30 protein-coding genes and 2 pseudogenes are annotated in these 23,638 nt (G+C 52.6%); 8 read left to right on the plus strand and 24 right to left on the minus strand.

Annotated features, from left to right (window positions below; translation table 11 throughout):
• Nucleotides 1–41 precede the first annotated feature (41 nt).
• Together ACLJR2_RS15360 and ytfE are read left to right on the plus strand one after the other, a co-directional pair.
• Nucleotides 42–1,007, plus strand: a complete 966-nt coding sequence (locus tag ACLJR2_RS15360; RefSeq protein WP_000623290.1) for a DMT family transporter — start codon at nt 42–44, stop codon at nt 1,005–1,007.
• Between the two features lie 102 nt (nt 1,008–1,109).
• Nucleotides 1,110–1,772, plus strand: coding sequence for an iron-sulfur cluster repair protein YtfE (gene ytfE, locus ACLJR2_RS15365; RefSeq protein ID WP_000331471.1), 663 nt, complete (start codon nt 1,110–1,112; stop codon nt 1,770–1,772).
• 111 nt (nt 1,773–1,883) lie between these two features.
• Here ytfE and cycA read toward each other — a convergent pair whose 3' ends face one another.
• Together cycA and fklB are read right to left on the minus strand one after the other, a co-directional pair.
• Nucleotides 1,884–3,293 (minus strand): D-serine/D-alanine/glycine transporter, encoded by a 1,410-nt coding sequence (gene cycA, locus ACLJR2_RS15370; RefSeq protein ID WP_000228322.1) that lies wholly within the window; start codon nt 3,291–3,293, stop codon nt 1,884–1,886.
• Nucleotides 3,294–3,588: 295 nt separating this feature from the next.
• Nucleotides 3,589–4,209, minus strand: a complete 621-nt coding sequence (fklB, locus tag ACLJR2_RS15375) for an FKBP-type peptidyl-prolyl cis-trans isomerase (protein ID WP_000235161.1) — start codon at nt 4,207–4,209, stop codon at nt 3,589–3,591.
• 219 nt (nt 4,210–4,428) lie between these two features.
• On the opposite strand from fklB, the gene ACLJR2_RS15380 reads away from it, so the two are divergent.
• Nucleotides 4,429–5,064: an OapA family protein gene (locus ACLJR2_RS15380; protein WP_001119446.1), complete on the plus strand. Its 636-nt coding sequence runs from the start codon at nt 4,429–4,431 to the stop codon at nt 5,062–5,064.
• A gap of 49 nt (nt 5,065–5,113) precedes the next feature.
• Here the strand turns inward: ACLJR2_RS15380 and ACLJR2_RS15385 are convergent, their stop codons facing one another.
• The 5 genes from ACLJR2_RS15385 to rpsF form a co-directional block, all read right to left on the minus strand.
• Nucleotides 5,114–6,040, minus strand: a complete 927-nt coding sequence (locus ACLJR2_RS15385) for a DMT family transporter (protein WP_001534469.1) — start codon at nt 6,038–6,040, stop codon at nt 5,114–5,116.
• Between the two features lie 147 nt (nt 6,041–6,187).
• Entirely contained in the window at nt 6,188–6,637 is a 450-nt protein-coding gene (gene rplI / locus ACLJR2_RS15390) for a 50S ribosomal protein L9 (protein WP_001196065.1), read from the minus strand.
• Nucleotides 6,638–6,678: 41 nt separating this feature from the next.
• Nucleotides 6,679–6,906 (minus strand): 30S ribosomal protein S18, encoded by a 228-nt coding sequence (rpsR, locus tag ACLJR2_RS15395; RefSeq protein WP_000135199.1) that lies wholly within the window; start codon nt 6,904–6,906, stop codon nt 6,679–6,681.
• A gap of 4 nt (nt 6,907–6,910) precedes the next feature.
• Nucleotides 6,911–7,225 (minus strand): primosomal replication protein N, encoded by a 315-nt coding sequence (gene priB / locus ACLJR2_RS15400; protein ID WP_001519453.1) that lies wholly within the window; start codon nt 7,223–7,225, stop codon nt 6,911–6,913.
• Between the two features lie 6 nt (nt 7,226–7,231).
• Nucleotides 7,232–7,627 (minus strand): 30S ribosomal protein S6, encoded by a 396-nt coding sequence (rpsF, locus tag ACLJR2_RS15405; protein WP_001216673.1) that lies wholly within the window; start codon nt 7,625–7,627, stop codon nt 7,232–7,234.
• Nucleotides 7,628–8,013: 386 nt separating this feature from the next.
• Here rpsF and yjfY point away from each other — a divergent pair, with 386 nt between their 5' ends.
• Nucleotides 8,014–8,289, plus strand: coding sequence for a DUF1471 family protein YjfY (gene yjfY, locus ACLJR2_RS15410; protein WP_000466074.1), 276 nt, complete (start codon nt 8,014–8,016; stop codon nt 8,287–8,289).
• 53 nt (nt 8,290–8,342) lie between these two features.
• Here yjfY and ACLJR2_RS15415 read toward each other — a convergent pair whose 3' ends face one another.
• From ACLJR2_RS15415 to ulaA, 7 genes are all read right to left on the minus strand, one after another.
• Complete coding sequence (locus tag ACLJR2_RS15415; RefSeq protein ID WP_001534908.1) at nt 8,343–8,900, minus strand: YagU family protein; 558 nt, start codon at nt 8,898–8,900, stop codon at nt 8,343–8,345.
• 87 nt (nt 8,901–8,987) lie between these two features.
• Nucleotides 8,988–9,674, minus strand: a complete 687-nt coding sequence (locus ACLJR2_RS15420; RefSeq protein ID WP_001170768.1) for an L-ribulose-5-phosphate 4-epimerase — start codon at nt 9,672–9,674, stop codon at nt 8,988–8,990.
• The gene (gene ulaE / locus ACLJR2_RS15425) at nt 9,674–10,528 is read right to left on the minus strand and encodes an L-ribulose-5-phosphate 3-epimerase UlaE (protein ID WP_000949530.1); all 855 of its coding nucleotides are present in this window, start codon (nt 10,526–10,528) and stop codon (nt 9,674–9,676) included. The genes ACLJR2_RS15420 and ulaE overlap by 1 nt, the downstream gene beginning before the upstream one ends.
• A 9-nt stretch (nt 10,529–10,537) precedes the next feature.
• Nucleotides 10,538–11,188, minus strand: a complete 651-nt coding sequence (gene ulaD / locus ACLJR2_RS15430) for a 3-keto-L-gulonate-6-phosphate decarboxylase UlaD (RefSeq protein WP_000056761.1) — start codon at nt 11,186–11,188, stop codon at nt 10,538–10,540.
• Between the two features lie 13 nt (nt 11,189–11,201).
• Nucleotides 11,202–11,666, minus strand: a complete 465-nt coding sequence (ulaC, locus tag ACLJR2_RS15435) for a PTS ascorbate transporter subunit IIA (RefSeq protein WP_000776531.1) — start codon at nt 11,664–11,666, stop codon at nt 11,202–11,204.
• Between the two features lie 9 nt (nt 11,667–11,675).
• Complete coding sequence (gene ulaB, locus ACLJR2_RS15440; RefSeq protein ID WP_000218362.1) at nt 11,676–11,981, minus strand: PTS ascorbate transporter subunit IIB; 306 nt, start codon at nt 11,979–11,981, stop codon at nt 11,676–11,678.
• Nucleotides 11,982–11,996: 15 nt separating this feature from the next.
• Nucleotides 11,997–13,394 carry a PTS ascorbate transporter subunit IIC gene (gene ulaA / locus ACLJR2_RS15445; protein WP_000404876.1) on the minus strand — a complete coding sequence of 466 codons (1,398 nt, stop codon included), beginning with the start codon at nt 13,392–13,394 and terminating at the stop codon, nt 11,997–11,999.
• Between the two features lie 362 nt (nt 13,395–13,756).
• Between ulaA and ulaG the strand changes: the two genes are divergently transcribed.
• A complete protein-coding gene (ulaG, locus tag ACLJR2_RS15450) occupies nt 13,757–14,821 on the plus strand; it encodes an L-ascorbate 6-phosphate lactonase (RefSeq protein WP_000049161.1) in 1,065 nt (354 codons plus the stop codon).
• A 104-nt stretch (nt 14,822–14,925) separates the two neighbouring features.
• Complete coding sequence (gene ulaR, locus ACLJR2_RS15455; RefSeq protein ID WP_000133618.1) at nt 14,926–15,681, plus strand: HTH-type transcriptional regulator UlaR; 756 nt, start codon at nt 14,926–14,928, stop codon at nt 15,679–15,681.
• Here the strand turns inward: ulaR and yjfP are convergent.
• Nucleotides 15,678–16,427: an esterase gene (gene yjfP / locus ACLJR2_RS15460; protein WP_000560304.1), complete on the minus strand. Its 750-nt coding sequence runs from the start codon at nt 16,425–16,427 to the stop codon at nt 15,678–15,680. The two genes, ulaR and yjfP, sit on opposite strands and share 4 nt — an antisense overlap.
• 183 nt (nt 16,428–16,610) lie before the next feature.
• Here yjfP and bsmA point away from each other — a divergent pair, with 183 nt between their 5' ends.
• Both bsmA and yjfN read left to right on the plus strand, forming a co-directional pair.
• On the plus strand, nt 16,611–16,940 hold the full coding sequence (gene bsmA, locus ACLJR2_RS15465; protein ID WP_000586836.1) for a biofilm peroxide resistance protein BsmA: 330 nt from the start codon (nt 16,611–16,613) through the stop codon (nt 16,938–16,940).
• 130 nt (nt 16,941–17,070) lie between these two features.
• A complete protein-coding gene (gene yjfN, locus ACLJR2_RS15470) occupies nt 17,071–17,346 on the plus strand; it encodes a DUF1471 family protease activator YjfN (protein ID WP_001518964.1) in 276 nt (91 codons plus the stop codon).
• A 44-nt stretch (nt 17,347–17,390) separates the two neighbouring features.
• On the opposite strand, the gene ACLJR2_RS15475 is transcribed toward yjfN, so the two are convergent.
• From ACLJR2_RS15475 to ACLJR2_RS15515, 9 genes and pseudogenes are all read right to left on the minus strand, one after another.
• Complete coding sequence (locus tag ACLJR2_RS15475) at nt 17,391–19,013, minus strand: isovaleryl-CoA dehydrogenase (protein ID WP_000118963.1); 1,623 nt, start codon at nt 19,011–19,013, stop codon at nt 17,391–17,393.
• Between the two features lie 84 nt (nt 19,014–19,097).
• On the minus strand, nt 19,098–20,261 hold the full coding sequence (locus tag ACLJR2_RS15480; protein ID WP_000943942.1) for a glutathionylspermidine synthase family protein: 1,164 nt from the start codon (nt 20,259–20,261) through the stop codon (nt 19,098–19,100).
• A 2-nt stretch (nt 20,262–20,263) separates the two neighbouring features.
• The gene (locus ACLJR2_RS15485; RefSeq protein WP_001085605.1) at nt 20,264–20,902 is read right to left on the minus strand and encodes a DUF1190 domain-containing protein; all 639 of its coding nucleotides are present in this window, start codon (nt 20,900–20,902) and stop codon (nt 20,264–20,266) included.
• 9 nt (nt 20,903–20,911) lie between these two features.
• The gene (locus ACLJR2_RS15490) at nt 20,912–21,310 is read right to left on the minus strand and encodes a DUF350 domain-containing protein (protein WP_000547738.1); all 399 of its coding nucleotides are present in this window, start codon (nt 21,308–21,310) and stop codon (nt 20,912–20,914) included.
• Nucleotides 21,311–21,327: 17 nt separating this feature from the next.
• Nucleotides 21,328–22,011, minus strand: a complete 684-nt coding sequence (locus ACLJR2_RS15495) for a YjfK family protein (protein WP_000090294.1) — start codon at nt 22,009–22,011, stop codon at nt 21,328–21,330.
• Between the two features lie 122 nt (nt 22,012–22,133).
• Nucleotides 22,134–22,235 (minus strand): annotated as a pseudogene (locus ACLJR2_RS15500) (hypothetical protein); the annotation flags it as partial.
• Complete coding sequence (locus ACLJR2_RS15505; protein ID WP_000511987.1) at nt 22,235–22,933, minus strand: PspA/IM30 family protein; 699 nt, start codon at nt 22,931–22,933, stop codon at nt 22,235–22,237. The gene ACLJR2_RS15505 and the pseudogene ACLJR2_RS15500, both read right to left, overlap by 1 nt.
• A gap of 14 nt (nt 22,934–22,947) precedes the next feature.
• Nucleotides 22,948–23,352, minus strand: coding sequence for a YjfI family protein (locus ACLJR2_RS15510; protein WP_000312605.1), 405 nt, complete (start codon nt 23,350–23,352; stop codon nt 22,948–22,950).
• Between the two features lie 187 nt (nt 23,353–23,539).
• Nucleotides 23,540–23,638: pseudogene (locus ACLJR2_RS15515) on the minus strand (IS200/IS605 family transposase); the annotation flags it as partial.

A 23,638-nucleotide genomic window follows, 5' to 3' on the forward strand; every position in this document is an offset into this window, starting at 1 on the left:
CCTTCTCTGATAATGACGGAACGGTTTATGAGGAGAATCTGATGATTAGCGGCGTGCTATACGCCCTGCTGGCAGGGCTAATGTGGGGATTGATTTTCGTCGGCCCGTTAATCGTGCCGGATTACCCGGCCCTCTTACAGTCAATGGGACGCTATCTGGCGCTGGGGCTGATTGCCCTGCCAATTGCCTGGTTAGGCCGCACACGGTTACGCCAGTTGACGCGCAAAGACTGGTCCACCGCCCTGTCGCTGACTCTGATGGGCAATGTAATCTATTACGCCTGCCTCGCCAGCGCCATTCAGCGAACCGGCGCGCCGGTGTCGACGATGATCATCGGGACATTGCCAGTCGTCATTCCGCTTTTCGCTAACGTTCTCTATAGCCAACGAGACGGCAGATTATCCTGGCGGCGTTTAGCGCCCGCGCTGGCGCTTATCGGTTTTGGCCTGCTGTGCGTCAATATTGCTGAACTTAGCCAGGGATTGTCCGATGTTAGCGGCTGGCGCTATGGTTCAGGCATTGTGCTGGCGCTGATTTCCGTAGCGTGCTGGGCATGGTATGCGCTGCGCAACGCCCGCTGGCTGCGGGAAAATCCCGACAAACATCCCATGATGTGGGCAACGGCGCAGGCGCTGGTTACGCTGCCGGTCTCGTTAATCGGCTATGCGGCGGTCTGTCTGTGGCTGAGTATCCAGAAACCGTTGTTTACCCTGCCCTTTGGCCCGCATCCCGCGCTGTTTATCGGTCTGATGATCGCCATCGCGGTGCTGTGTTCCTGGGTGGGCGCGCTGTGCTGGAATATCGCCAGCCAAAAATTGCCAACCGTTATTTTAGGGCCGCTGATTGTTTTTGAGACGTTGGCGGGACTGCTCTATACCTTCATTCTGCGCCAGGAAATCCCGCCATTCCTGACGTTAAGCGGCATTGCGCTCCTGGTGGCGGGCGTGGTCATTGCCGTGAGAGCGAAACCGGAAAAAGCGACCGTCGTTCCGGTCACGGAACGCTAATTTCATACTCGCTTAAATTATACGCACCCCGAAAGAGTTATAGCCTCGCCTTAAAGATGCATTTAAAATACAACTTATATTATTGCAAATGAGGTAACGGCTATGGCTTATCGCGATCAACCTTTAGGCGAACTGGCGCTCTCTATTCCCCGCGCATCGGCGCTGTTTCGCCAGTACGATATGGATTACTGCTGCGGCGGAAAACAGACGCTGGCGCGCGCCGCCGCGCGTCACGACGTCGATATTGACATCATTGAAGCGCAACTGGCGCAGTTGGCTGAACAGCCCATCGAAAAAGACTGGCGCGCCGTTCCGCTGGCAGACATTATTGACCATATCGTTGTGCGCTATCATGACCGACACCGCGAGCAACTGCCGGAGCTTATCCTGCAGGCAACCAAAGTGGAACGCGTCCACGCGGATAAGCCAAACGTCCCACGCGGCCTGACAAAATATCTCACCGCGCTGCATGAAGAGCTTTCCAGCCATATGATGAAAGAAGAACAGATCCTGTTCCCAATGATCAAACAGGGTATGGGTCGCCAGGCAACGGGCCCGATAAGCGTAATGGAAAGCGAGCATGACGAGGCGGGAGAGCTGGTAGACGTCATCAAACACGTCACCCAAAATGTAACGCCGCCGCCAGAAGCGTGTACCACCTGGAAAGCGATGTATAACGGCATTAATGAGATGATTGATGATCTGATGGAGCACATCAGCCTGGAGAATAACGTGCTGTTCCCACGCGCGCTGGCCGGGGAATAATCGCCAGCCGGGCATTTTGCCGGATGGCGGCTGTAAACGGCGCCTTATCCGGCCTCCAAATCAACGCTACGCTGTAAGCCCGGTAAGCGCCAGCGCCACCGGGCAAAACAATTAACGCATTCCCGCCATCCGTTTCTTACCTATCAACAGCCAGCCCAGACCCAACGCGATAAACCACAGCGGCGTCACGATCAGCGCCTGGCGCGTATCGTCTTCCAGCGTCAGTAATACCAGCACGAACGCAAAGAACGCCATACAGACCCAGCACATCAGCTTACCGAGTGGCATCTTATAGATGGATTTTTCATGCAGGTGGGGACGCTTTTTGCGGTACACCAGGTATGAACACAGAATGATGGTCCAGACAAACATAAACAGGATAGCCGAAACCGTAGTGATCATGGTGAATGCGCCAATCACGCTCGGGTTGACCATCAGCATAACCACGCCGCCCAGCAGGCAGATACAGGAGAAGGTCAGGCCTTTCGCCGGTACCGCGCGTTTCGATAGCTTAGCGAACGCTTTTGGCGCCACGCCTTCTTGCGCCAGGCCAAACAGCATACGGCTGGTCGAGAAGACGCCGCTGTTGGCGGAAGACGCCGCCGAGGTCAGCACGACAAAGTTGATCACGCTCGCGGCGGCAGGCAGACCCACCAGTACAAACAGCTCAACAAACGGGCTCTTATCCGGCACCACGGAACTCCACGGCGTCACCGACATAATGACAATCAGCGCAAAGACGTAGAACATGATGATACGGATCGGTATTGAGTTAATCGCGCGCGGCAGCGATTTTTCCGGATCTTTAGTTTCTGCGGCGGTAGTACCGACCAGCTCAATGCCCACGAAGGCGAATACCGCAATCTGGAAACCGGCAAAGAACCCGCTAATACCTTTCGGGAACCAGCCGCCGTCATTCCACAGATGCGCGAAAGACGCTTCAACGCCGGTCGGCGATTTAAAGTGCATCGCAATCATCACCAGCCCGACCACAATCAACGCCACAATGGCGACGATTTTGACCATAGCAAACCAAAATTCCATTTCACCAAACATTTTAACGGTGGCGAGGTTGAGGCTTAACAGCAGGATCACTACCGCCAGCGAGGCGACCCAATCGGAAAGGCCGGGAAACCAGAACTGCGCGTAGGCGGTAATCGCCACCACGTCAGCCATACCGGTCACTACCCAGCAAAACCAGTACGTCCAGCCGGTGAAATATCCCGCCCAGGGGCCAAGCAGGTCGGAAGCAAAATCGCTAAACGATTTATATTCCAGATTCGAGAGCAGCAATTCCCCCATGGCGCGCATCACGAAAAAAAGCATAAAACCGATGATCATATACACAAAAATGATCGACGGTCCGGCGAGACTGATCGTTTTACCCGATCCCATAAACAGACCGGTACCAATAGCGCCGCCAATAGCGATAAGCTGTATATGACGGTTTGTAAGATTGCGCCGTAGCGACTGTTCAGCCGGAGCCTGTTCGTCGGCTGCGACTTTTACCTGATCTACCATGTTTTTCTTCCTGTACCTGTCTGTGTTGTGCGGGCTCTACGGCCTTTGGTCTATGATACGACGATCCTGTTGTCAGGACTCATCGATATTAGGTAAGAATCGGCGGGATGAATACTAAGATTCAAATACAATGTTAATTTTATGTTTAAAATGAGTGTTATATCACTTTGATAATGCGAATTAGCTCACAAAAATACACGTAACGACGCCATTTGCAAAATAAAATATTGGCATCTACTGAAGTCAGGGTTGCCGGATAAGACGTTTACGCCGTCATCCGGCAAACCCGGAGCGCTTACAGAATTTCCAGCAGTTCCACCTCAAACACCAGGGTGCTGAATGGCGGAATAGATGCCCCGGCCCCACGCTCACCATAGGCCAGCTCCTGTGGGATAGTCAGTTCCCATTTGGAACCTACCGGCATCAGAGTCAGCGCTTCAATCCAGCCGGCGATCACGCCATTTACCGGGAATTCAGCCGGTTCGCCGCGCGCGACGGAGCTGTCAAATACGGTGCCATCAATAAGCTTACCGGTGTAATGCACGCGTACGCGGTCGGTACGCGCCGGAATCGCGCCTTCGCCCTGCGTCAGAACGCGGAACTGTAAACCAGATTCAGTACTGTTCACACCGTCTTTTTCGCGGTTTTCTTCCAGGTATTTCACGCCTTCGGCCGCCATTGCTTTGAAACGCTCACGACGCACCGCGTCCGCACGCTCATGAATTTCACGCAGCGCACGATGCACCACATCAACAGGAACCGCCGGGTGTTTACCTTCCAGCGCATCAGCAATGCCTGCAACCAGCGCTTCAGGCAACAGCCCTTCAAGACCGGATTCGCTGAGCTGCTGCCCTACCTGCAAACCAATACCGTAGCTCGCTTGCGCTTCAATAGTGTCAAAAGTCGGGGTGGCCATTATTTTTCCTTCATTGGATATCAAAAAAGTAGCGGGCAGCATAACAGCCACGCTTCTTCTGGTAAAACTTTGTCTCAGGGAGGATGACAAATCGCAGGGAAAAAGAAACAATAGATTATCCGTATTGATGTCACGAAAGCGGATAGCACTACCAGTATCATAGCGTTAGCCATCTATACTCTATGATTAAGGAACGAGATGCGGAGCAGGAGGTAAACCATGCCCGGGCGCTTTGAATTAAAACCAACCCTGGCGAAAATCTGGCACGCGCCGGATAATTTTCGCATCATGGAGCCGCTGCCGCCTATGCATCGTCGTGGCATTATCATTGCCGCTATCGTGCTGGTGATCGGCTTCCTGCTGCCCGCCAGCGAGACCAGCGACTCGCCTGTCGTCACGCGGGAAGCGCAATTGGATCTGCAATCGCAATCACAGCCGCCGACGGAGGCCCAGCTTCAGGCGCAGCTGGTCGCGCCGCAAAACGATCCGGATCAGGTGGCGCCCGTTGCGCCGGAACCTATCCAGGAAGGCCAGCCGGAAGAACAAAACCAGCCGCAGACGCAGCCTTTCCAGCAGGATAGCGGCATCGGTCAACAATGGCGCTCGTACCGGGTAGAGCCTGGTAAAACTCTGGCGCAACTGTTCCGTGACCACGGACTGCCCCCGACAGACGTTTATGCAATGGCGCAGGTAGAAGGCGCTGGCAAGCCGCTGAGTAATCTCAAAAATGGTCAAATGATTAAAATTCGCCAGAATGCCAGCGGGGTGGTGACAGGTTTAACGATAGATGGCGATAACGGTCAACAGGTGCTGTTTACGCGTCAGCCTGACGGCAGTTTTATTCGCGCACAGTAACGCCGGCTGCGCCTTACCCCGCCTATACCCTATTCGTTCAGGTGAAGCATTACCGCTTCACCTTATTCACCCACCAAATCCCCGAACACACCAGCACCAGCGCAATCATGTATTTCCACTCCAATATATTCTCGCCGAGAAAAATAGCCGAAAGAGCCGCGCCAGAAACCGGGATCAGAAAGTTAAACGGCGCAATCATCCCCACGCGGTTATATTTGAGTAAAATGCTCCATAGCGCAAAAGCGACCGACGAGAGCAGCGTCAGGTAGACTAAAATCGCCACCGACGAGAAGCCATGTATCGTCAGCGTACCGCCAAAAACGTAACCGCCAATGACCAGTACCAGACCGCCAATCCCCAATTGATAGCCAGTCATGACCATCGGATCGACCGTCTGCGAGAGACGTTTGCCATACAATGTGGCCGCAGAAAGAATAAACACAGCCAGCACCACGGAGCCTTCTCCCGGCAGATTAAAGCTGAAATCCAGGCCGTTGCTGACGTTCACCACCATGACGCCCGCAAAGCCCAGAATACAGCCGAGCGTTTTGTTGTAGCTCAATCGGTCGTTCTGATAAATAAAGTGCGCCAGCAATACGCTGAAGAATGTGCCTGTCGCGTTCATGATTGAGCCTTTCACGCCGGAGGTGAACGCAAGGCCGATATAGAAAAAGAGATATTGCAGCGACGTCTGGGTCAGACCCAGTAACGTTAACTGAGCAAACTGGCGCGGACGAAACCGACCAATCGGTTTACGCTGAAGCAGCGCGAACAGTAGTAGCAACCCACCCGCAAACAAAAAACGATAACCAGCAAAAACAATTTTAGAAGGGATATCGTCGGTGGCTATCTGAAAGAGGTCATAACCGCTTTTTATGGCTGGATAAGCGCTGCCCCATAGCAGGCAACAAAATGCGGCACACACATAAACGACGTTTTTGCGGGCAAACGGGGAGGCCTGGCGTTGGGTATCCATTCTTTCACCAAGAAATTAAAATAATGTTTTATTTTTAATTATCGCGAAAAGAGGGGGAGATAGCCAGTCGAAAAGCGATGGGGTTAAAAAAGCAAAACGTCGGCGCTGGGCCGACGTTTCGTTGCTAGCAAAAACGAGAATGACTGATTACTCAGCAACCACGTTGATGATAACTTTTGCGAATACTTCGCTGTGAACCTGGAAGTTCACTTCGTGTTCGCCAGTGGTACGCAGAACGCCGTTCGGCAGACGAACTTCGCTCTTAGCCACGTCAACGCCAGCTGCAGTCACAGCGTCAGCGATGTCGCGAGTACCGATGGAACCGAACAGTTTACCTTCGTCGCCTGCTTTAGACGCGATAGTAACGGTTTCCAGGGCGTTGATTTTCTCTGCGCGTGCATTTGCAGCAGCCAGAACGTCAGCCAGTTTAGCTTCCAGTTCAGCGCGACGTGCTTCGAAGTATTCAACGTTTTTCTTGGTAGCCGGAACAGCTTTACCCTGTGGTACCAGGAAGTTACGAGCATAGCCCGCTTTAACGTTAACCTGATCACCCAGGCTACCCAGGTTTGCTACTTTATCAAGCAGAATAACTTGCATTACCTTATCCTCTCAAAGTCGTATTAATGGACCGTGACCGATTACTGATGGCGATCAGTGTACGGCAGCAGAGACAGGTAGCGAGCGCGTTTGATAGCGCGAGCCAGCTGACGCTGGTATTTTGCACGGGTACCGGTGATACGGCTTGGGACAATCTTACCGCTTTCGGTGATGTAGTTTTTCAGCGTAGCGATATCTTTATAGTCGATCTCTTGAACGCCTTCCGCGGTGAAACGGCAGAACTTGCGACGACGGAAATAACGTGCCATATGGCTAGTCTCCAGAATCTATCAATTCAATCTGCTCGGCATGCAGAACCATTTTGCTCAGACCGTTCTTTGCCTTGTGGCAAGAAATAAACCCCTGAACGGTTATGCGGCTGCCGACCGTTATACTGTGAGTAATGGCCTGGTTTTCGTGTCCGCTAACAATAACGGGCATTTGGCACCACGCCTGCCGGTGAAAGCCGGCTTCCTCTTGCACAGAACGATGCTCAAGCACGAACTGGCAATGCGGAATTCCTGATGGACTGACCTTTCGAAGGGGGGCCCTGCACACGGTGCCGGACAACGCCAGACGGTTGGTCATCAGAAATTACTCTTCAGAATCCCCAGCTTCAGCATCATCTGCGGTTTCGTTAGCGAAATCATCGCGACGCTCACGGCGCTCGTCTTTCGCTTTAACCATCGGAGAGGCTTCGGTAACAGCGTGCTTAGTACGCATAACCATGCTGCGGATAACGGCATCGTTGAAGCGGAAGGTAGTTTCCAGCTCATCGATCACTTCCTGCGGCGCTTCAACGTTCATCAGAACGTAGTGCGCTTTGTGCAGTTTGTTGATCGGGTAAGCCAGCTGACGGCGGCCCCAGTCTTCCAGACGATGGATCTTGCCTTCTGCGCCAGTGATGGCGGCAGAGTAACGCTCGATCATACCCGGAACCTGTTCGCTCTGGTCAGGATGGACCATAAAAACGATTTCGTAATGACGCATCGAATTGCTCCTTACGGATTATTCAGCCTCCTGTCTGGGTCAGCCGCGGCCCATGGAGGCAAGGAACGTGTTAAAGGTCGGCTGAAAAATGACGCGTTATAATACTGACACGCCCGGCGAAACTCAAGGCAATAGTTCGATTATTTATGTGCCTGCCGATCAGTTCTGAAATGTAAAAGATTAAGGATGAGATACCGACCTGTTAACCACCATAACAGCTAGCGAGTTGACGATTTATCAGGCATCAGCGGGAAATGCGGTAATTTTTTGAACAACTGCATCAGAAATGGTCGCTATCGCTCCTGCTGGTAGCGATTAAAATAACATCAGAGGTTCACAAAAAAGGAGGCAGGGCCAGGTCAGCAACCGCCGCCGAGGAGGTCACTATGTTCTTCCGTATTTTCCCCCTTCTGGCTGGATTTTTGCTCAGCGTAAATACAATGGCAGCCATTGAAATTGATAATCGTCAGGCCAGAAATATGGACGATATACAGAGCTTAGGCGTGATTTACATAAACCATAATTTCGCGACTGAAAGCGAGGCCCGCCAGGCGCTGAAAGAAGAAACTGATGCGCGAGGCGCAATGTACTACCACCCGATTTTGTTACGGGAGCCCGGTAGTAACGGCAACATGCATGCCAGCGCGGAAATTTATCGCTAGTATCAGGAAAATGCCATAGTTTTGCCCCCTGGTCAGGGGGCATTTTTTTTCGCTTATCGGGTTGTTAATGGCACTTCGGCATCCGGCTCATGCGTTATGCGGTTTCGCAGATCGCGGCGCATTAACTCAATCACCCAAAACCAAAATACATGTCCCAGAATTTCAGAAGCGTACTCGTCAAAAGGAAGTTGTGTAAGCGGAGGCGTTAAGTTCAGCGCCGGGCAGAATATGCCATGCACGACAACCGTAACAATCAGCCCCGCCAGTATCCCCTGCCATAATTTAACTTTCGGGAAAATTTCCGCGACGACGCAGTAATCTATTGCGAATACCAGCGAAAAGATAATATGAGTTACCATCACAGGGTTAATAACATGCTCAGAAAAGGTATAAACCGTTTGTGTTGGGTCAATGCCTAAATAATCCCGCAAAAAAATATACGGTGGATTAAACTCATCGCGCCCGCCGGAAAACGTTCGCGGCGGTAAAGGAACTTCCGCGCCCCATTTTACAAATGCTGAAATAATACCCGCTGCAAAACCAATTAACGCAGCTACTCCATACCGACGCCGCTGTGGGTCAGTTTTAACAAACAATCCGTTGATAGACACAGTAGTATGATTCTATAGAGTGTTATGAAAGAAGCTCCGGAATCTGACCAATTACATCCCTGAGGGATAGGATCCCGGAGCGTTGTTTTACTTCTGCCCGTAATACGCATTCGGGCCATGCTTACGCATGAAGTGTTTATTCATCAGATAATCGTCGATGGGATTCAGCGCCGGGTTAATACCGCGCGCAATCCACGCCATTCGCGCCACTTCCTCCATGACCACCGCGTTATGTACCGCATCGTGCGCATCTTTCCCCCAGGCGAATGGCCCGTGTTGATACACGACAATGCCTGGCGTATGCAGCGGTTCCACCTCGCCCAGCGTTTCGATAATCACCTTGCCGGTGTTCAGCTCGTACTCGCCCTGCACTTCTTCTTCGCTTAACGCCCTGGTACAAGGAATATCGCCAAAGAAATAGTCCGCGTGCGTGGTACCGAGCGCCGGAATAGCCATCCCCGCCTGCGCCCATGCCGTGGCGTGGGTGGAGTGGGTATGAACGACGCCGCCAAGCGACGGATAGCGTTGATACAGCGCCAGATGGGTAGCGGTATCGGAAGAAGGACGATAACCTCCCTCCACCACTTTGCCATCCATATCCACCACCACCATGTCATCTACCTTCATGGTTTCATAGGCGACACCGCTTGGCTTAATCACCACCAGCCCGCGTTCGCGATCGATAGCGCTGACGTTGCCCCAGGTAAACGTCACCAGTCCATAACGGGGCAAATCCATGTTAGCGTCAAATACCTGCTGCTTGAGCTTTTGCATTAGGCTGCCTCCACCAGACCGGCGCTGGCCATGCGCGCTTTCACCCAGTCACGCGCTTTCGCTACCTCTGCCGCCGGGTTCTCTGCTGTTTCACTCCACATCTCAATCAGATAGGGCCCGCAATAGCCACTCTGTTTGAGCGTTTCGAAGCAGCGTTCGAAATCGACAACGCCTTCGCCAAACGGCACATTTTTGAACACGCCGGGTTTAGTATCTTTGACGTGTACCGCGACGATATGCCCGATTCCCGCCTGTAGCTCCATCTGTACGTCGTTATCCCAGGCAGACAGATTGCCGATATCCGGATAGAGCTGGAACCACGGGTTATTGAGGTAGTGAGCATAGCCCAGCGCTTTACTGATGGAATTCATCAATGGGTAATCCATGATCTCCATCGCCAGCGTCACCTGGGCGCGGCTGGCCATATCAACGCTCTCTTTTAACCCATCGCGGAAGCGGCAACGCGTTTCGTCGTTGGCCTGCTGATAGTAAACGTCGTACCCCGCCAGTTGAATGACGCGAATCCCGACGTCCTGCGCAAACTGAATCGCTTTACGCATAATCTCCAGCCCCTGCGCCCGTACCGCGTCATCTTCGCTACCAAGCGGAAAACGACGATGCGCGCTCAGACACATGGACGGCACGCGCACGCCGGTTTCAGCAACCGCGCTCACCAGCGCCAGGCGCTGCTCGCGACTCCAGTCGAGCCGCGCCAGTCGGGCGTCGGTCTCGTCCACCGACATTTCAACGAAGTCAAAACCCAGCGTTTTCGCCAGCCGCAGGCGCTCCAGCCAGCACTCCCCGGCAGGGAGCGCTTTTTCATAGATGCCGAGCGGAATTTGTTTCGACAGCATAGCCGCTCCTTAGCCCCACAGTTGGGCAATGGAGCGTTTGAACTGCCGTGCGGCTTCTACCGGCGATTCGGCATCGCGAATGCTGCGCCCCGCGATAAAGACATGGATCGGAATGCCTTTGAACAGCGGCAGGTCTTCCAGCGCCAGCCCGCCGGTCACGGTCACTTTAAAGCCCATATCGGAGAGCCGTTTAATCGCGGTAATATCCGCCTCGCCCCACGCCACGCCTGCGGCCTGCGCGTCACGGCTGCGGTGATAAACCACTTGCTGAATGCCCGCATCGCGCCACTGCTGCGCCTGTTCCCAGGTCCAGTAACCGGTCAGTTCGATCTGCACATCGCCGTTAAACTCTTTCGCCACATCCAGCGCGCCTTTTGCGGTGTTGATATCCGCACAGCAAATGACCGTTACCCAGTCCGCGTTGGCTTCGAAACACATACGGGAGAGGATTTTACCGGCATCGGCAATTTTGGCGTCCGCCAGCACGATTTTGTGCGGATAGAGCGCTTTCAGGTCGCGAACGGCGCGCACGCCTTCGCCCACGCACAGAATGGTGCCCACTTCAATGATATCGACTTCTTCGGCAATCAGGCGGGTGGTTTCATAGGCGCTATCCATAGTCTGGTTGTCCAGCGCGACCTGCAACATTGGTAATGACATTTTCAATTCCTTCTTAAGCTGCCGCGTTGGTGCGGTCAATGAGATCCAGGACTTCCTGCGCGGTGCGGCAGGCGCGTAAACGGTCAAAATTAGCTTCGTCTTCAAACAGGTTGACGATCTGCATGATGCCCACTTCCTGGTGAGTGTTGGCATCAACCGCCGCCATGGTGATCAGAATATCGACCGGGTCGTTATCTTCGTGGTTGAACTCCAGCGGCTTTTTCAGGGTCACCAGCGAAAAACCGGTTTTCTTCACCCCTTCTTCCGGGCGGCCATGCGGCATCGCCAGGCCGGGGGCAATCACAAAATAGGGGCCAAACTGCTCAACGCCATCGAGAATGGCCTGGTAATAGCGTGGCTCCACCACGTCGGCAGCCACCAGTAAATCGACGCCGATCTTGACGGCTTCCTGCCAGGTATTCGCTTCAGCCTGCAGGCGGATAGAATTATTCTCCGCCAGTGAATCACGTAATTTCATGTTGCATCCTTACTTCACGTCTTGCGGGAAATGTTCTTTGATCACTTCCAGCAGTTTCGGGCCGAAGTCAGCAGGAGAGAGCATGTTACGCACGCCAACCACATATTTGTTGCCGGTCACGGTGATTTCGCCCGCAATATGGGTAGAAGCGATGATGATATCCGCGCCGCTCAACTCGCTTTTGTACTCGCCAACCGCGCAGCTGTTTACCGTGTGGTCAATGTTTGATTGGGTTAAAAACTGGTCCACTTTCATTTTCATGATCATGGAACTGCCTTGTCCGTTGCCACACACAGCCAGAATACGTACGGTCATAATCAAAACTCCTTATTAAGCAGACTGTTCTGCCAGTTGTTTTTCTGCATCTTCTTCTGCGCGCAGTGCGCGGCCAGCGAAGAACATATAAGCCAGTGCAATTACAATGATGACGGCCATAAAGGCGATACCGAGGGAGAAGAAGCCCTGCATCATCGGCGGTGCCAGAATCGACCAGTCCGCCATACCCATCCAGGCGCTCATACCGGTGAGTTTCACCGCCCAGACGCAACCAAAGATTTCGATCATCCCCATCACCAGACAAATTTTCAGCGCCGCACGCCAGCCGCCGAAGTGGTTAGCGAACACGCCGATAGTGGCGTTAGAGAAGAACATCGGGATAAAGCCAGGAATAATCAGGATCGAGGAGCCGCAGGCAACCAGGATGCCAACCGCAATCAGCTGACCGATGGTGCCCCACATAAAGCCCCAGACCACCGCGTTCGGCGCGAAGCTATAAATAGCGGCGCAGTCAATCGCCAGTACTGCGCCCGGAATCAGACGCTGGGAGATACCGTTAAACGCTTCAGAGAGCTCGGCGACAAACATACGCACGCCCTGAGTAATAATGAAAATCGCCACCGCAAAGGAGAAACCGGTTTGCAGGATGTAGACCGTCCAGTGCACTTTGCCCGCCATCGCCTGCACGGTGTCGATACCGAAGGAGAGCAGAATGGCACCAAAGAAGATGGTCATTACAATCGCCGTGGAGACGATGTTGTCATGGAAAATGTTCAGCCAGCCCGGCAGTTTGAGGTCTTCAACGCTTTCCTCTTTTTTGCCCAGGAACGGCGCGACTTTATAGGCAATCCAGGAAGCAAACTGCTGCTGGTGACCGATGGAGAAACCGCAGCCGTCCGTCACTTCCTGAGTCGGCTTGTACATCATGTTGGAGGTAATACCCCAGTACAGGGAAACCAGTATCGCCGTGCAGATAATGGTGGTCCACATGGAATAGCCGAAGATATAGAAAGAGACCGCAATCAGCCCCGCCTGCTGGAACATGATGTGCCCGGTCAACATGATGGTGCGAATACCGGTAATGCGTCGCAACAAGACGTAACAAATATTCAGCGCCAGCGCGAGCAACACCGCGTAGCCTACCCAACTATACGCATCACCCATCCGTTCGATCGTTGCCATCATCGAAGCATAGGTATCGGAAATCGCGCCGTTGATGCCGTAGACCTCAGACATTTTCGCCACCACCGGTTTAAAGGTGCTGGTCAGAATGCCGGACCCGGCCTGTAGCAGCATGAAACCAATGATGGTTTTGATCGTCCCTTTGATGATCACGCTGACGCTTTTACGCAGCAGGATATAGCCCAGGCAGGTCACAATACCCAGTAATAGCGGGGCATTGGTCATTACCTGATTAAAAAAAATGGTAAAGATGTTGTAGAGGATCTCCATAACGATCTCCGGTAGACAAGGTTGCTGAGTCACAGGCGCTCAGAATAATGTCCCTCCACTGTAATTTTCAAAAGTAATCACAACAAGATTGAATTTGATTAAATGTGACGTAGCGCGCAAATAATTAGCACACTTAATACATGGTTTAATTATAAATAACTCATTTCTTCATTAAAATAAGTAAAATCATAAAGATGAATACATCCCCATGACGCCAGAAAAGATTAAGTTTTCTTCTGGCTGCGTTCTCCCCTACCCAAAAGTCAAAAAATAGCCCATTGCCTTCTTGAGAAAATAGTGTCAGGATTAATCAAAACAAATCACGTTTTGAACTATTTTGAACAAACATGAAGGTAAATGCGATGAGTAAAGTACAAAGCATCACGCGTGAATCATGGATTCTGAGCACGTTTCCGGAGTGGGGAAGCTGGCTGAACGAAGAGATTGAGCAAGAGCAGGTCGCGCCGGGTACGTTCGCTATGTGGTGGCTGGGCTGTACCGGTATCTGGCTAAAATCTGAAGGCGGCACTAACGTATGCGTCGATTTCTGGTGCGGTACCGGTAAACAGAGCCACGGTAACCCGTTGATGAAAACCGGCCATCAGATGCAGCGTATGGCTGGCGTCAAAAAATTACAGCCTAACCTGCGCACCACGCCGTTTGTTCTCGATCCTTTCGCTATCCGTCAGATTGACGCCGTACTGGCGACCCACGACCATAACGATCACATTGACGTCAATGTCGCGGCTGCCGTAATGCAGAATTGCGCCGATGATGTTCCGTTTATCGGCCCGCAGACCTGCGTGGATTTATGGGTTGGCTGGGGCGTGCCGAAAGAACGCTGCATCGTGGTAAAACCGGGCGATGTCGTGAAAGTGAAAGATATTGAAATTCATGCGCTTGATGCCTTTGACCGCACCGCATTAATCACCCTGCCCGCCGATCAGAAAGCCGCTGGCGTACTGCCGGACGGCATGGATGTACGCGCGGTTAACTATCTGTTTAAAACGCCGGGCGGCAATCTCTATCACAGCGGCGATTCTCACTATTCCAACTACTACGCGAAACACGGCAACGAACATCAAATTGATGTCGCGCTCGGTTCTTACGGTGAAAACCCACGCGGTATTACGGACAAAATGACCAGCGCGGATATTTTACGCATGGCGGAATCGCTGAATACCAAAGTGGTGATCCCGTTCCATCACGATATCTGGTCGAACTTCCAGGCCGATCCGCAAGAGATCCGCGTGCTATGGGAAATGAAGAAAGATCGCCTGAAGTATGGTTTTAAACCGTTTATCTGGCAGGTTGGCGGCAAGTTTACCTGGCCGCTGGATAAAGACAACTTCGAATACCACTATCCGCGTGGGTTTGACGATTGCTTTACCATTGAACCCGATCTACCGTTCAAATCCTTCCTGTGAGTCGATATCATGCCGGGATTACCCGGCATTTTTTCCATTTACTTTAGTATTTCCAGGCTATTTCAAATATCATCTTTTCAAATCAATTTGTATCGGAATAGCTCATGACTGAAGCACAAAGACATCAAATACTGCTGGATATGCTGGCACAGTTGGGCTTTGTTACCGTCGAAAACGTGATTGAGCGTCTGGGGATCTCCCCGGCGACAGCGCGCCGCGACATCAACAAGCTCGACGAAAGCGGGAAACTTAAAAAAGTGCGCAACGGCGCAGAGGCCATTACCCAACAGCGGCCCCGCTGGACGCCGATGAATCTGCACCAGGCGCAAAACCACGATGAAAAAGTACGCATCGCGAAAGCGGCGTCGCAGCTGGTAAACCCGGGTGAAAGCGTAGTGATTAACTGCGGCTCCACCGCTTTCCTGCTGGGGCGCGAAATGTGCGGGAAGCCGGTACAAATCATTACCAACTATCTGCCGTTGGCGAATTATCTGATCGATCAAGAGCATGACAGCGTGATTATCATGGGGGGTCAGTACAACAAAAGCCAGTCGATTACCCTGAGCCCGCAGGGAAGCGAAAACAGTCTCTATGCGGGCCACTGGATGTTTACCAGCGGAAAGGGCTTAACCGCGGATGGCCTGTACAAAACCGATATGCTAACCGCCATGGCGGAACAAAAAATGCTCAGCGTCGTCGGGAAACTGGTCGCGCTGGTCGATAGCAGTAAAATTGGCGAGCGCGCGGGAATGCTGTTCAGCCGCGCCGATCAGATCGCTATGCTGATTACCGGCAAAAATGCCAATCCGCAGGTTTTGCAACAGCTTGAAGCCCAGGGTGTAAGCATACTCCGCGTTTAAAGATGCTGTCGGAAAAACGCTACCGTCGCCGACAACGCTTCTGGCGTAATGCGATGCCGCACGCCTGCGGCCCATAAACAGGTCACATGCTTATCCAGCTTCGCCCCGGCGAGTGCCTGCTGGAGCCGGAAGGTTTCGATAGCAGGCACCACGTCATCCTCCTGACCATGCCACAACAGAAGCGGCCTGTCGGCCAGTCGCTCTAACTGGTGTGTGACTTCCCATTCACGTAGCGGCGCGATGATATTGTCGAATTCCGCCTGCTGTGCCGGGTTCTGCGGGGATAACGGCGGGAAAAGCGTCCGGGCAAGCCCGGTAAAATAGCCCGACCCCATTAAACTGGCCCCGCATTTTACCTCTCGGTGACGCGTCATAATGCCCAGCGCCGTCATACCGCCCATGGATGCGCCGCCCACCGCCAACCGCCCGTCAAGTAGCCAGTTTTCCGCCTGAATCGCCGCACGTAACGTCGTAAATTCCTGCATGTTTTGGTGCAGAATCTGCCAGAATCGGTGTATTCGTCCCTGTGAGTCGCCGCCGAAGCGAGCGCCATGCTCCGGCGCATCCGGCATGACTACCCGGAATCCTGCCTGTGCCAGGGCAACGGCAAAATAACTATAAACCAGGCTGGAGGAGGTGAAGCCATGATAGAACACCACACAGGGAAGCGGCACGGCGCGTTTCCCTTCCGGGAAGGCATGTAGTACGACGCCTCCGGCTAATTGTCGTGTTTCAATCGCTATCATTATTCTCTCCTTTTTATCCGGTATGCCACGGAGAAATACTTAACGCAAGTTTATGGATAGCGCAATAATTCATAATGTTTGAGAACTGGGTTACGCTTTCGCAACGTTTTCATTCGAAAATCGCGTGACAGGTAACACTTCGGGAACATTCCCCCTAAAGGGAAATCAATAAGGCATTACACTATGATTATCAGGAAACGAGATAGAGTTATGCGTCGGTTTGCTTCATTGATAGCAGCGCTGTTATTAAGCGCGTGTAGCGTGCTGCAGGGTACGCCGCAACCTGCGCCGCCTGTCGCCGATCACCCGCAGGAAATCCGTCGCGATCAAACGCAAGGACTACAGCGGATGGGGACCGTAAGCGCGCTGGTTCGGGGCTCCCCGGATGATGCAATAGATGAAATCAGAGCGAAAGCCGTCGCTGCGAAAGCCGATTATTACGTTATCTTAATGGTTGATGAAACGGTTGTAACCGGCCAGTGGTATTCACAAGCCATTTTGTATCGTCAATAACAGTAGATTGATTTTTAGTCAGTTTTACATTGCTTTGCGTCCCTATGCGTTTACCTGTGCACAATAAACAAACAGGTTTACCGTGATGGAGCGTCCTGTTAAATGCGGGGTATGTAATAAGGAGCTGACGATGAAACAAGAACTTGCCTTATCCTCACTGCTGCTTTCTGCCGGACTGGTGAGTACGACGGCACAGTCTGCCGAATTCGCCAGTGCTGACTGCGTAACGGGTCTGAATGAAATCGGCCTGATCTCGGTCAGTAATGTTGCAGGAAACCCACAGGATGTGGAGCGGATTATCGCCCTGAAAGCCGATGAACAGGGTGCGTCCTGGTACAGAATTATTCAAATGTATGAAGAACAACAGTCGGATAACTGGCGCGTACAGGCGATACTCTATGCCTGATGCCGCGTGGCTCGCGCCGGATGGCATGTACCACAGGCCAAACGTTACCGCAGTCCCCCGGTCGCCCTTAACAGTAAATCATTTTGTACCTGGGCAGACAGCGGCATTTCGCCGCGTGTATCCAGCATCATCTGACACCACGCTTGCGCCAGCGGCGGCGAGGCATGACGCAGCATTTCCGCTCCGCATCCCAGCAAGAAAAGCTGCTGCGTAATCTCTCTGCCCATTGCTTCGTCCGGTTTGCGTAAACGTTGCTGTAGCTGACGTACCGCGCGGTCGTAATGGCGATCCTGACCTTTGACTTCCGCAAAAGCTTCATTCAATACGTCATAGACGCCGTGTTGTTTTGTCAGCACCCGAAGTACATCCAGACACATGATATTGCCGGAACCTTCCCAGATACTGTTCACCGGCATTTCACGGTACAGGCGCGGGAGTTCGCTCTCTTCGCAATACCCCATCCCGCCGAGAACCTCCATCGCCTCAGCCACAAAAGGGATTCCCTGCTTACAGATGGCGAATTTCGCCGCTGGCGTGAATAATCGCGCCCATAATGCCTCTTTCGCCTCGCGACGTTGCTCCCAGGCGCGCGCCAGCCGAAACAAAAGCGCCGTCTGCCCCTCCAGGCATAGCGCCATACGACTTAAGGTTTGTCGCATCAACGGTTGTTCGATCAGCGGCTTACCAAAAGCCTGACGCTGATGAGCATGGTAAATCGCGACTGAAAATGCGCGCCGCATTAAGCCATGACTCCCGAGCGCGCAATCAAGACGCGTCATACCGCCCATCTTTAAGATATGCCGAATCCCTTCGCCCTCTTCTCCCAGCCGCCAGCCGACGGCATCCTGAAACTCGACTTCGGCGCTGGCATTAGATCGATTACCGAGTTTATCTTTCAGGCGCTCAAGACGAACAGAGTTCCGTTGCCCGTCTGGCAGGAAACGCGGCACAAAGAAACAGGATAGTCCTCCTTTTGCCTGCGCCAGCACGAGGTGCGCATCACTTTGCGGCACAGAGAAAAACCATTTATGTCCCACCAGCCGATATGAATCATCCGCCAGCCGCTCCGCGTGGGTCGTATTACTGAGTACGTCAGATCCGCCCTGCTTTTCCGTCATTCCCATGCCGATAAGCAGGCCCCGTTTTTGCCCGCCCGGTAGCAAATGCGAATCGTAGCGATCGCTGCGCAGCGGCGCCAGCCAGTCATGGAAAGTGGCGGGAAGCATCTGCAATAGCAACGGTGTCGCGGCAAAGGTCATCGTGACAGGACAGAGTGTTCCCGCTTCTACCTGAGCATGTAATACAAAACGCGCCGCCCGGGCGACAAAACTTCCCGCCCTTGCCTCTTCCTCCCAGGCCAGGTTATGTACCCGATTAGCGCAAAGCCCCTGCATCAACAGGTGCCAGGCGGGATGAAAGCGAACGTCATCCAGGCGCTGTCCCTGGGGATCGTAACGCAGCAACTCAGGAGGATGCGCGTTCGCCAGACGCCCCAGTTCCAGTGATTCCGCCGTTCCCAGTTGTTGGCCAATGCTGGCGAGAAGATCGCTATCCCATCCCGCGCCTTCCCGGGAAACCGCTTCACACAGCGCGCCATCAGACAGGAATAAGTTACTGTTATTGAGCGGAGCTGGTTGATTAAAAACGGTATGTGTTTGCCAGGACATGGTGTCTCCCTCCTTCAATGGCGCTGAAGTCAAGTATGGTCATGACTGCGCCATTGACGCCGGAGCAAGATCACAAAAGTATGATTAACCGGCAATATAATGTGGGACGAAACGGGAAGTGTCTTTGGTAATTAGCGTATTGTCCTCGCGAATCCCCATTCCGGAGGCTTCATCGTCAATGATCCAACTGCCAATCAGCGTATAGCTATCGCCAAAGCGCGGCAAAGGCTGAAACGCCTGGTAAATCATCGGCTCGTCAGCGTAGTCGCCGTCGGCATGATCGATAACATTTTGCCGCTCGTCGAAAATCGTGACGTTGCCGCCTTCACGTGAATAAATCGGCTTCCGCACGCTGCTTTCACCTGGCGCTGCGAGCGATTTTTCGCCCTCAAACCAGGCCGGCAGCAGATTCGGATGGCCAGGGAAAAAGCGCCACAATAACGGCAACAGCCCTTTGTTACTCAGAATACTTTTCCACAATGGCTCAATCCATTGCTCACGACGTTTTCGCAACAGCGGGCCGTTGTCGTCGCGCATCATCCACTCCAGCGGGTAGAGCTTAAAGGCGCGGCGAATCACGTTATCGTCCAGATCGGTCAGCACACCGCCTACGCCAAGCCCCAGTTCTTCAATATAGATAAATCGCGTTTCCTGGCCCGCCTGCTGCGCGCAATCCTGAAGGTACAGCACCGTCGTGCGATCTTCGTCGGTATCTTCACAACAGCAAAAGTAGAGCGGTTCCCGACTGTACAGCTCGCTGAAGCGGGCGATCAGCCGCTCCTGTATCGCGTTGTATTGATCGGCATCACGCGGGATGGCGCCGCTACGACGGGCATCCTCCAGCCATAGCCATTGAAAGTAGGAGGACTCATAGAGCGACGTCGGCGTATCCGCATTGTATTCCAGCAATTTAACCGGATCTTTGCCGCACCAGACGAAATCCATCCGCCCGTAAAGCGAAGGATCGCGGCTGCGCCAACTTTCGGCGATGACATCCCAGTACAATGGCGGGATCGCCAGCTGCTGCATGATCTGCTCATCCCGGACGGCCCGCTCGACAATCTCCAGACACATCTGATGAAGCTCTGCGGTCGGTTTTTCGATCTGTTCTTCAATTTGCCGTAATGTAAAACGGTAGGCCCGGCTTTCATCCCAGTAAATTTCGTTATCGATAACATGAAAGTCAAAACCGTGATCGCAGGCGATCTTATCCAGATCCCGGCGTACCGGTACGTTATGTCGTAGCATGGTTAGCCTCCCCAGTGCCCGCGGGCGCTGGAAGAACGGCCATAGCCGCCGCGGGAGACGGTGGACGCTTTCCGTGTGATATAACCAGGGCTGGTCGCGGTATCGCTTTTCCCTGTGCCGCTGCGCCACGCATAATCGCCGGATGTGGTGCGCCAGACGGGACGGGAGACGTAGGATGAACCGCCGCTGCTATAGATGTATTGTTCATCACGGTTCTGACGAATCGCGCGGCTGAGTAAAAAGCCGCTTAATACCGGAACCCAGCTCCGCTCGGTGATATCAAAGTAGCAATCGCCAAACTGCGACTGACAGCGCTCCTGCGTCAATTGCTTAGGCACATTAGCGTAAAATTCTGTTTTCGCATTATTCCAGCCGTCAGCGCAAACGCTGGCGCTATTGCCATCGTCAATACAGTCGTTCACCGTGGCGTAAAACGTCCCATCGCCGTCGTTGTCACTATTGCTGCCGTCACCGTACCCTTTCAGGAGAAAAAAGGCCGCTCCACCCATAATCGCCAGCGTCAGGTATTTTGGCGTGTAGCGATTTCGTTGCCGCTCAAAGGGATTGACCGGTTCGGCTATCCGTCTTATTGCCGAATGGCCTACGCCGGATGTGCTTCTGGATTTTCGTTTTTTTGCCATGATCTTCCGTTACCATGTCATACAGGCAGCGTTAAAAATACCGCCAGCCAGCGCTGCGGTTCCCATAAATAGCCCCGCCGCCACGTTGTGATTAATAATTTTTTCGCTCAGCGTAGGCATGTATAACCTTACGCAACCATAAATCAGCAGCTGAATCACCAGCGCAATGCCGCCCCAGGCAAAATAGTCCGGGATGCTGACTGAGTTTATCGCCGCGCTGGATAAGGGGATGACATAGCCCAGCAACGTACCGCTAAAGGCCAGCGATGCCGCAGTATTGTTATTTTTTATCAACTGCCATTCATTATGCGGCGTTATCTTTGAGTAAATAAAAAGAAATACAATGACCATTGCCGCGCCAATAAAAAAATAGGCGCAGAAAGCCAGTAATGCGTCCAGTATATGCATAATTTCCCTGTATGTGCTTAACCAATAACCGTCAGTGAAGTGAGCGGGATATCCACGCCGAGGGCGCGTGAAAACACCCATTCAGGCTCACCGCGCTCGTTAAATGATTCTTCCCCGTTCAATAGAAGATACTCCCAGGCGTCATCCGTCACCTGGCGCTGGAAGCCCATCGTAAAATTGTGAACGTCCCATTTCTCTGCCTGCTGATTTTCAACCTTTTCCAGCATGTAGACAGGTTCAATATTGCCCGGCTCTTCATGGTTAAAAAAACGCTGCCAGCGCCGTTCTTGCCAGTTGAGCGTCATCGGCCCTATTGCCGCTGGCGCAATGGCTGAACGCCAGTGACGTTCCTCGTTAATACCGAAACTTTCCTCATATACAAAAAGTTTGATGTCATCAATGTCGTCAACATCCGTGCCGCCAGTGGTGTTAATTTGCAAAAACTCATCGCCAGAGGTGTAGTAGCGAAAAATCTGACTGCCGCCGCCTAAATCTATACGACTCGCTGCCGCGACAGTGTATTTTTCACCCGGTAGCTCCACCAGCAACGACGACTCCAGTAGCCGGAATGCCAGCGTATCCAGCGTGAAACCGGCGTTAAGATGTAATCCTAATGGTCCGCGAATCGGCGCTGGCGCGCTTGTTTTACCGAGCAAACGCTGAAAAAATTGCATCATAGGGGAACCTCTATCTCTTGCCATGCGACCTCTTCAGCCAGAATGCGATTGTCGTTGGGCATAATGCCATTTGAGATCGCGCATTCATGTGCCGTCTCGTATGAAAGCGACGGAGCCCAGCACGGTAGCGCGCTTTCGCGCTACCGATAACAAAGCAGATACTGCCCGATAAACAGGCCCAGCAAAGCGGGCCAGGTCAGTCTGGACAAATGACGCTGGCAGGTTTTGACCATCCACGTAAAGAGCATTATTCGCCTTGTTGACGCTGTAAACGCGCCAACACATCCTGAGCATTGCTTTTATTGGTTGCGCCAATGCCGGCCTGCGCCAGTTTTTCATCCAGGTCGCGTCCATCGGCGACTTTTTCCAGCTGCGCGGCGGCATCCAGCCGGGCCTGGCGTTCAGCCTGACGCGTTTGTAAACGTTTAAGCGACTCCGCCGCCGTAGACACATTCGACGCGGCTCCGACGGTCGAAGTCGTCACCGCCTGCTGCGCGCGCTGCATGGCTTCTGTCGCCTTAACCACTTCAAGTTGCTGCTCAAACTGCGCAATCCGCTGGCCTGTCGCCGTTACGGCCTTCTCCACCGCATCGCGAGAGGCTTCCAGATTAGTCAGCACCTGTTCTTCGGCAAGAATGGCATTTTCCAGACGGGCTATTTCTTCCGCCACTTCGTTGAGTAAAGCGGCGTCGACATTCTTACTCATTGCCGCCAACGCCCGCGTTTCAAGGCTGACTTTACGCTCACGTAAATCATTCAGCTTGTCATGGCTTAACTTCACCCGCGCCAATAAATCCACTCTGGATTTACTCGCTTTATCCAGCTCGGCTTTTGCGTCGCGAATATGCTGCTCCAGCATACGTACACCCTGTGCTTCATCAATGGCCTCTTCTGCCTGAGCAACGAATGATTTACCTAACGTGAACAAACTTTTTAAAATTCCCATGTAAGCCGCCTGTATTATTCCTGTGAATAGACTTGTGTTATTTCAGCGATATCCAACGCATTTTCTACAAGCGTGGTGATTTCCAGCGTCACGTCGGCAAGCGACGAATTTAACGACAGCGCGCCAAAAGCGACATAATATTCCTCCTGTTTTACCTGGGTAATACCGACCGAAGACAGCGGTAAAACCTTCTGATTTCTCAGTAAGAAAAGATTAAATTCCGCGGTATCTCTAATCGTATTTACCGGACAGATATAAGTCTCGATAACTATTTGTTGCGAGGTAAATAAAACCGCCAGTGGTAAATCGCCATAATCATTCATTTTTATTATTAATGAGGATTCATTATTTTCTATATCAATATCTAATTCGGCGATGTTGTTTAATGCATCCGCCAGCGTCCGTGGAGTCCATGCCATATTTTTATCTCTATCTCATTTTTATAAATAAAAGAAATTACAGGGTAGGTTTTTCTTTTTATATTACCAGCCAGAGATAATAAATATCCTCCGGCATAGCCGGAGGTTTTTCTGATGCGCCTATAAGGCTCTCTTACCAGCCGCGCCCTAACAGGCGCATACGATCTGACATTTGCATCAAACTTCTTTACTTACGGCCCGTAAACGGGCTGCCCGGATAAGGGATCGATAATTGCTCACCCATTTTATCCTCTTCAAGCTGGTGCTTTATGTAATCCTGTATCTT

The organism is Salmonella sp. SAL03688 (assembly GCF_046551895.1).
Lineage (GTDB): Bacteria > Pseudomonadota > Gammaproteobacteria > Enterobacterales > Enterobacteriaceae > Salmonella > Salmonella enterica.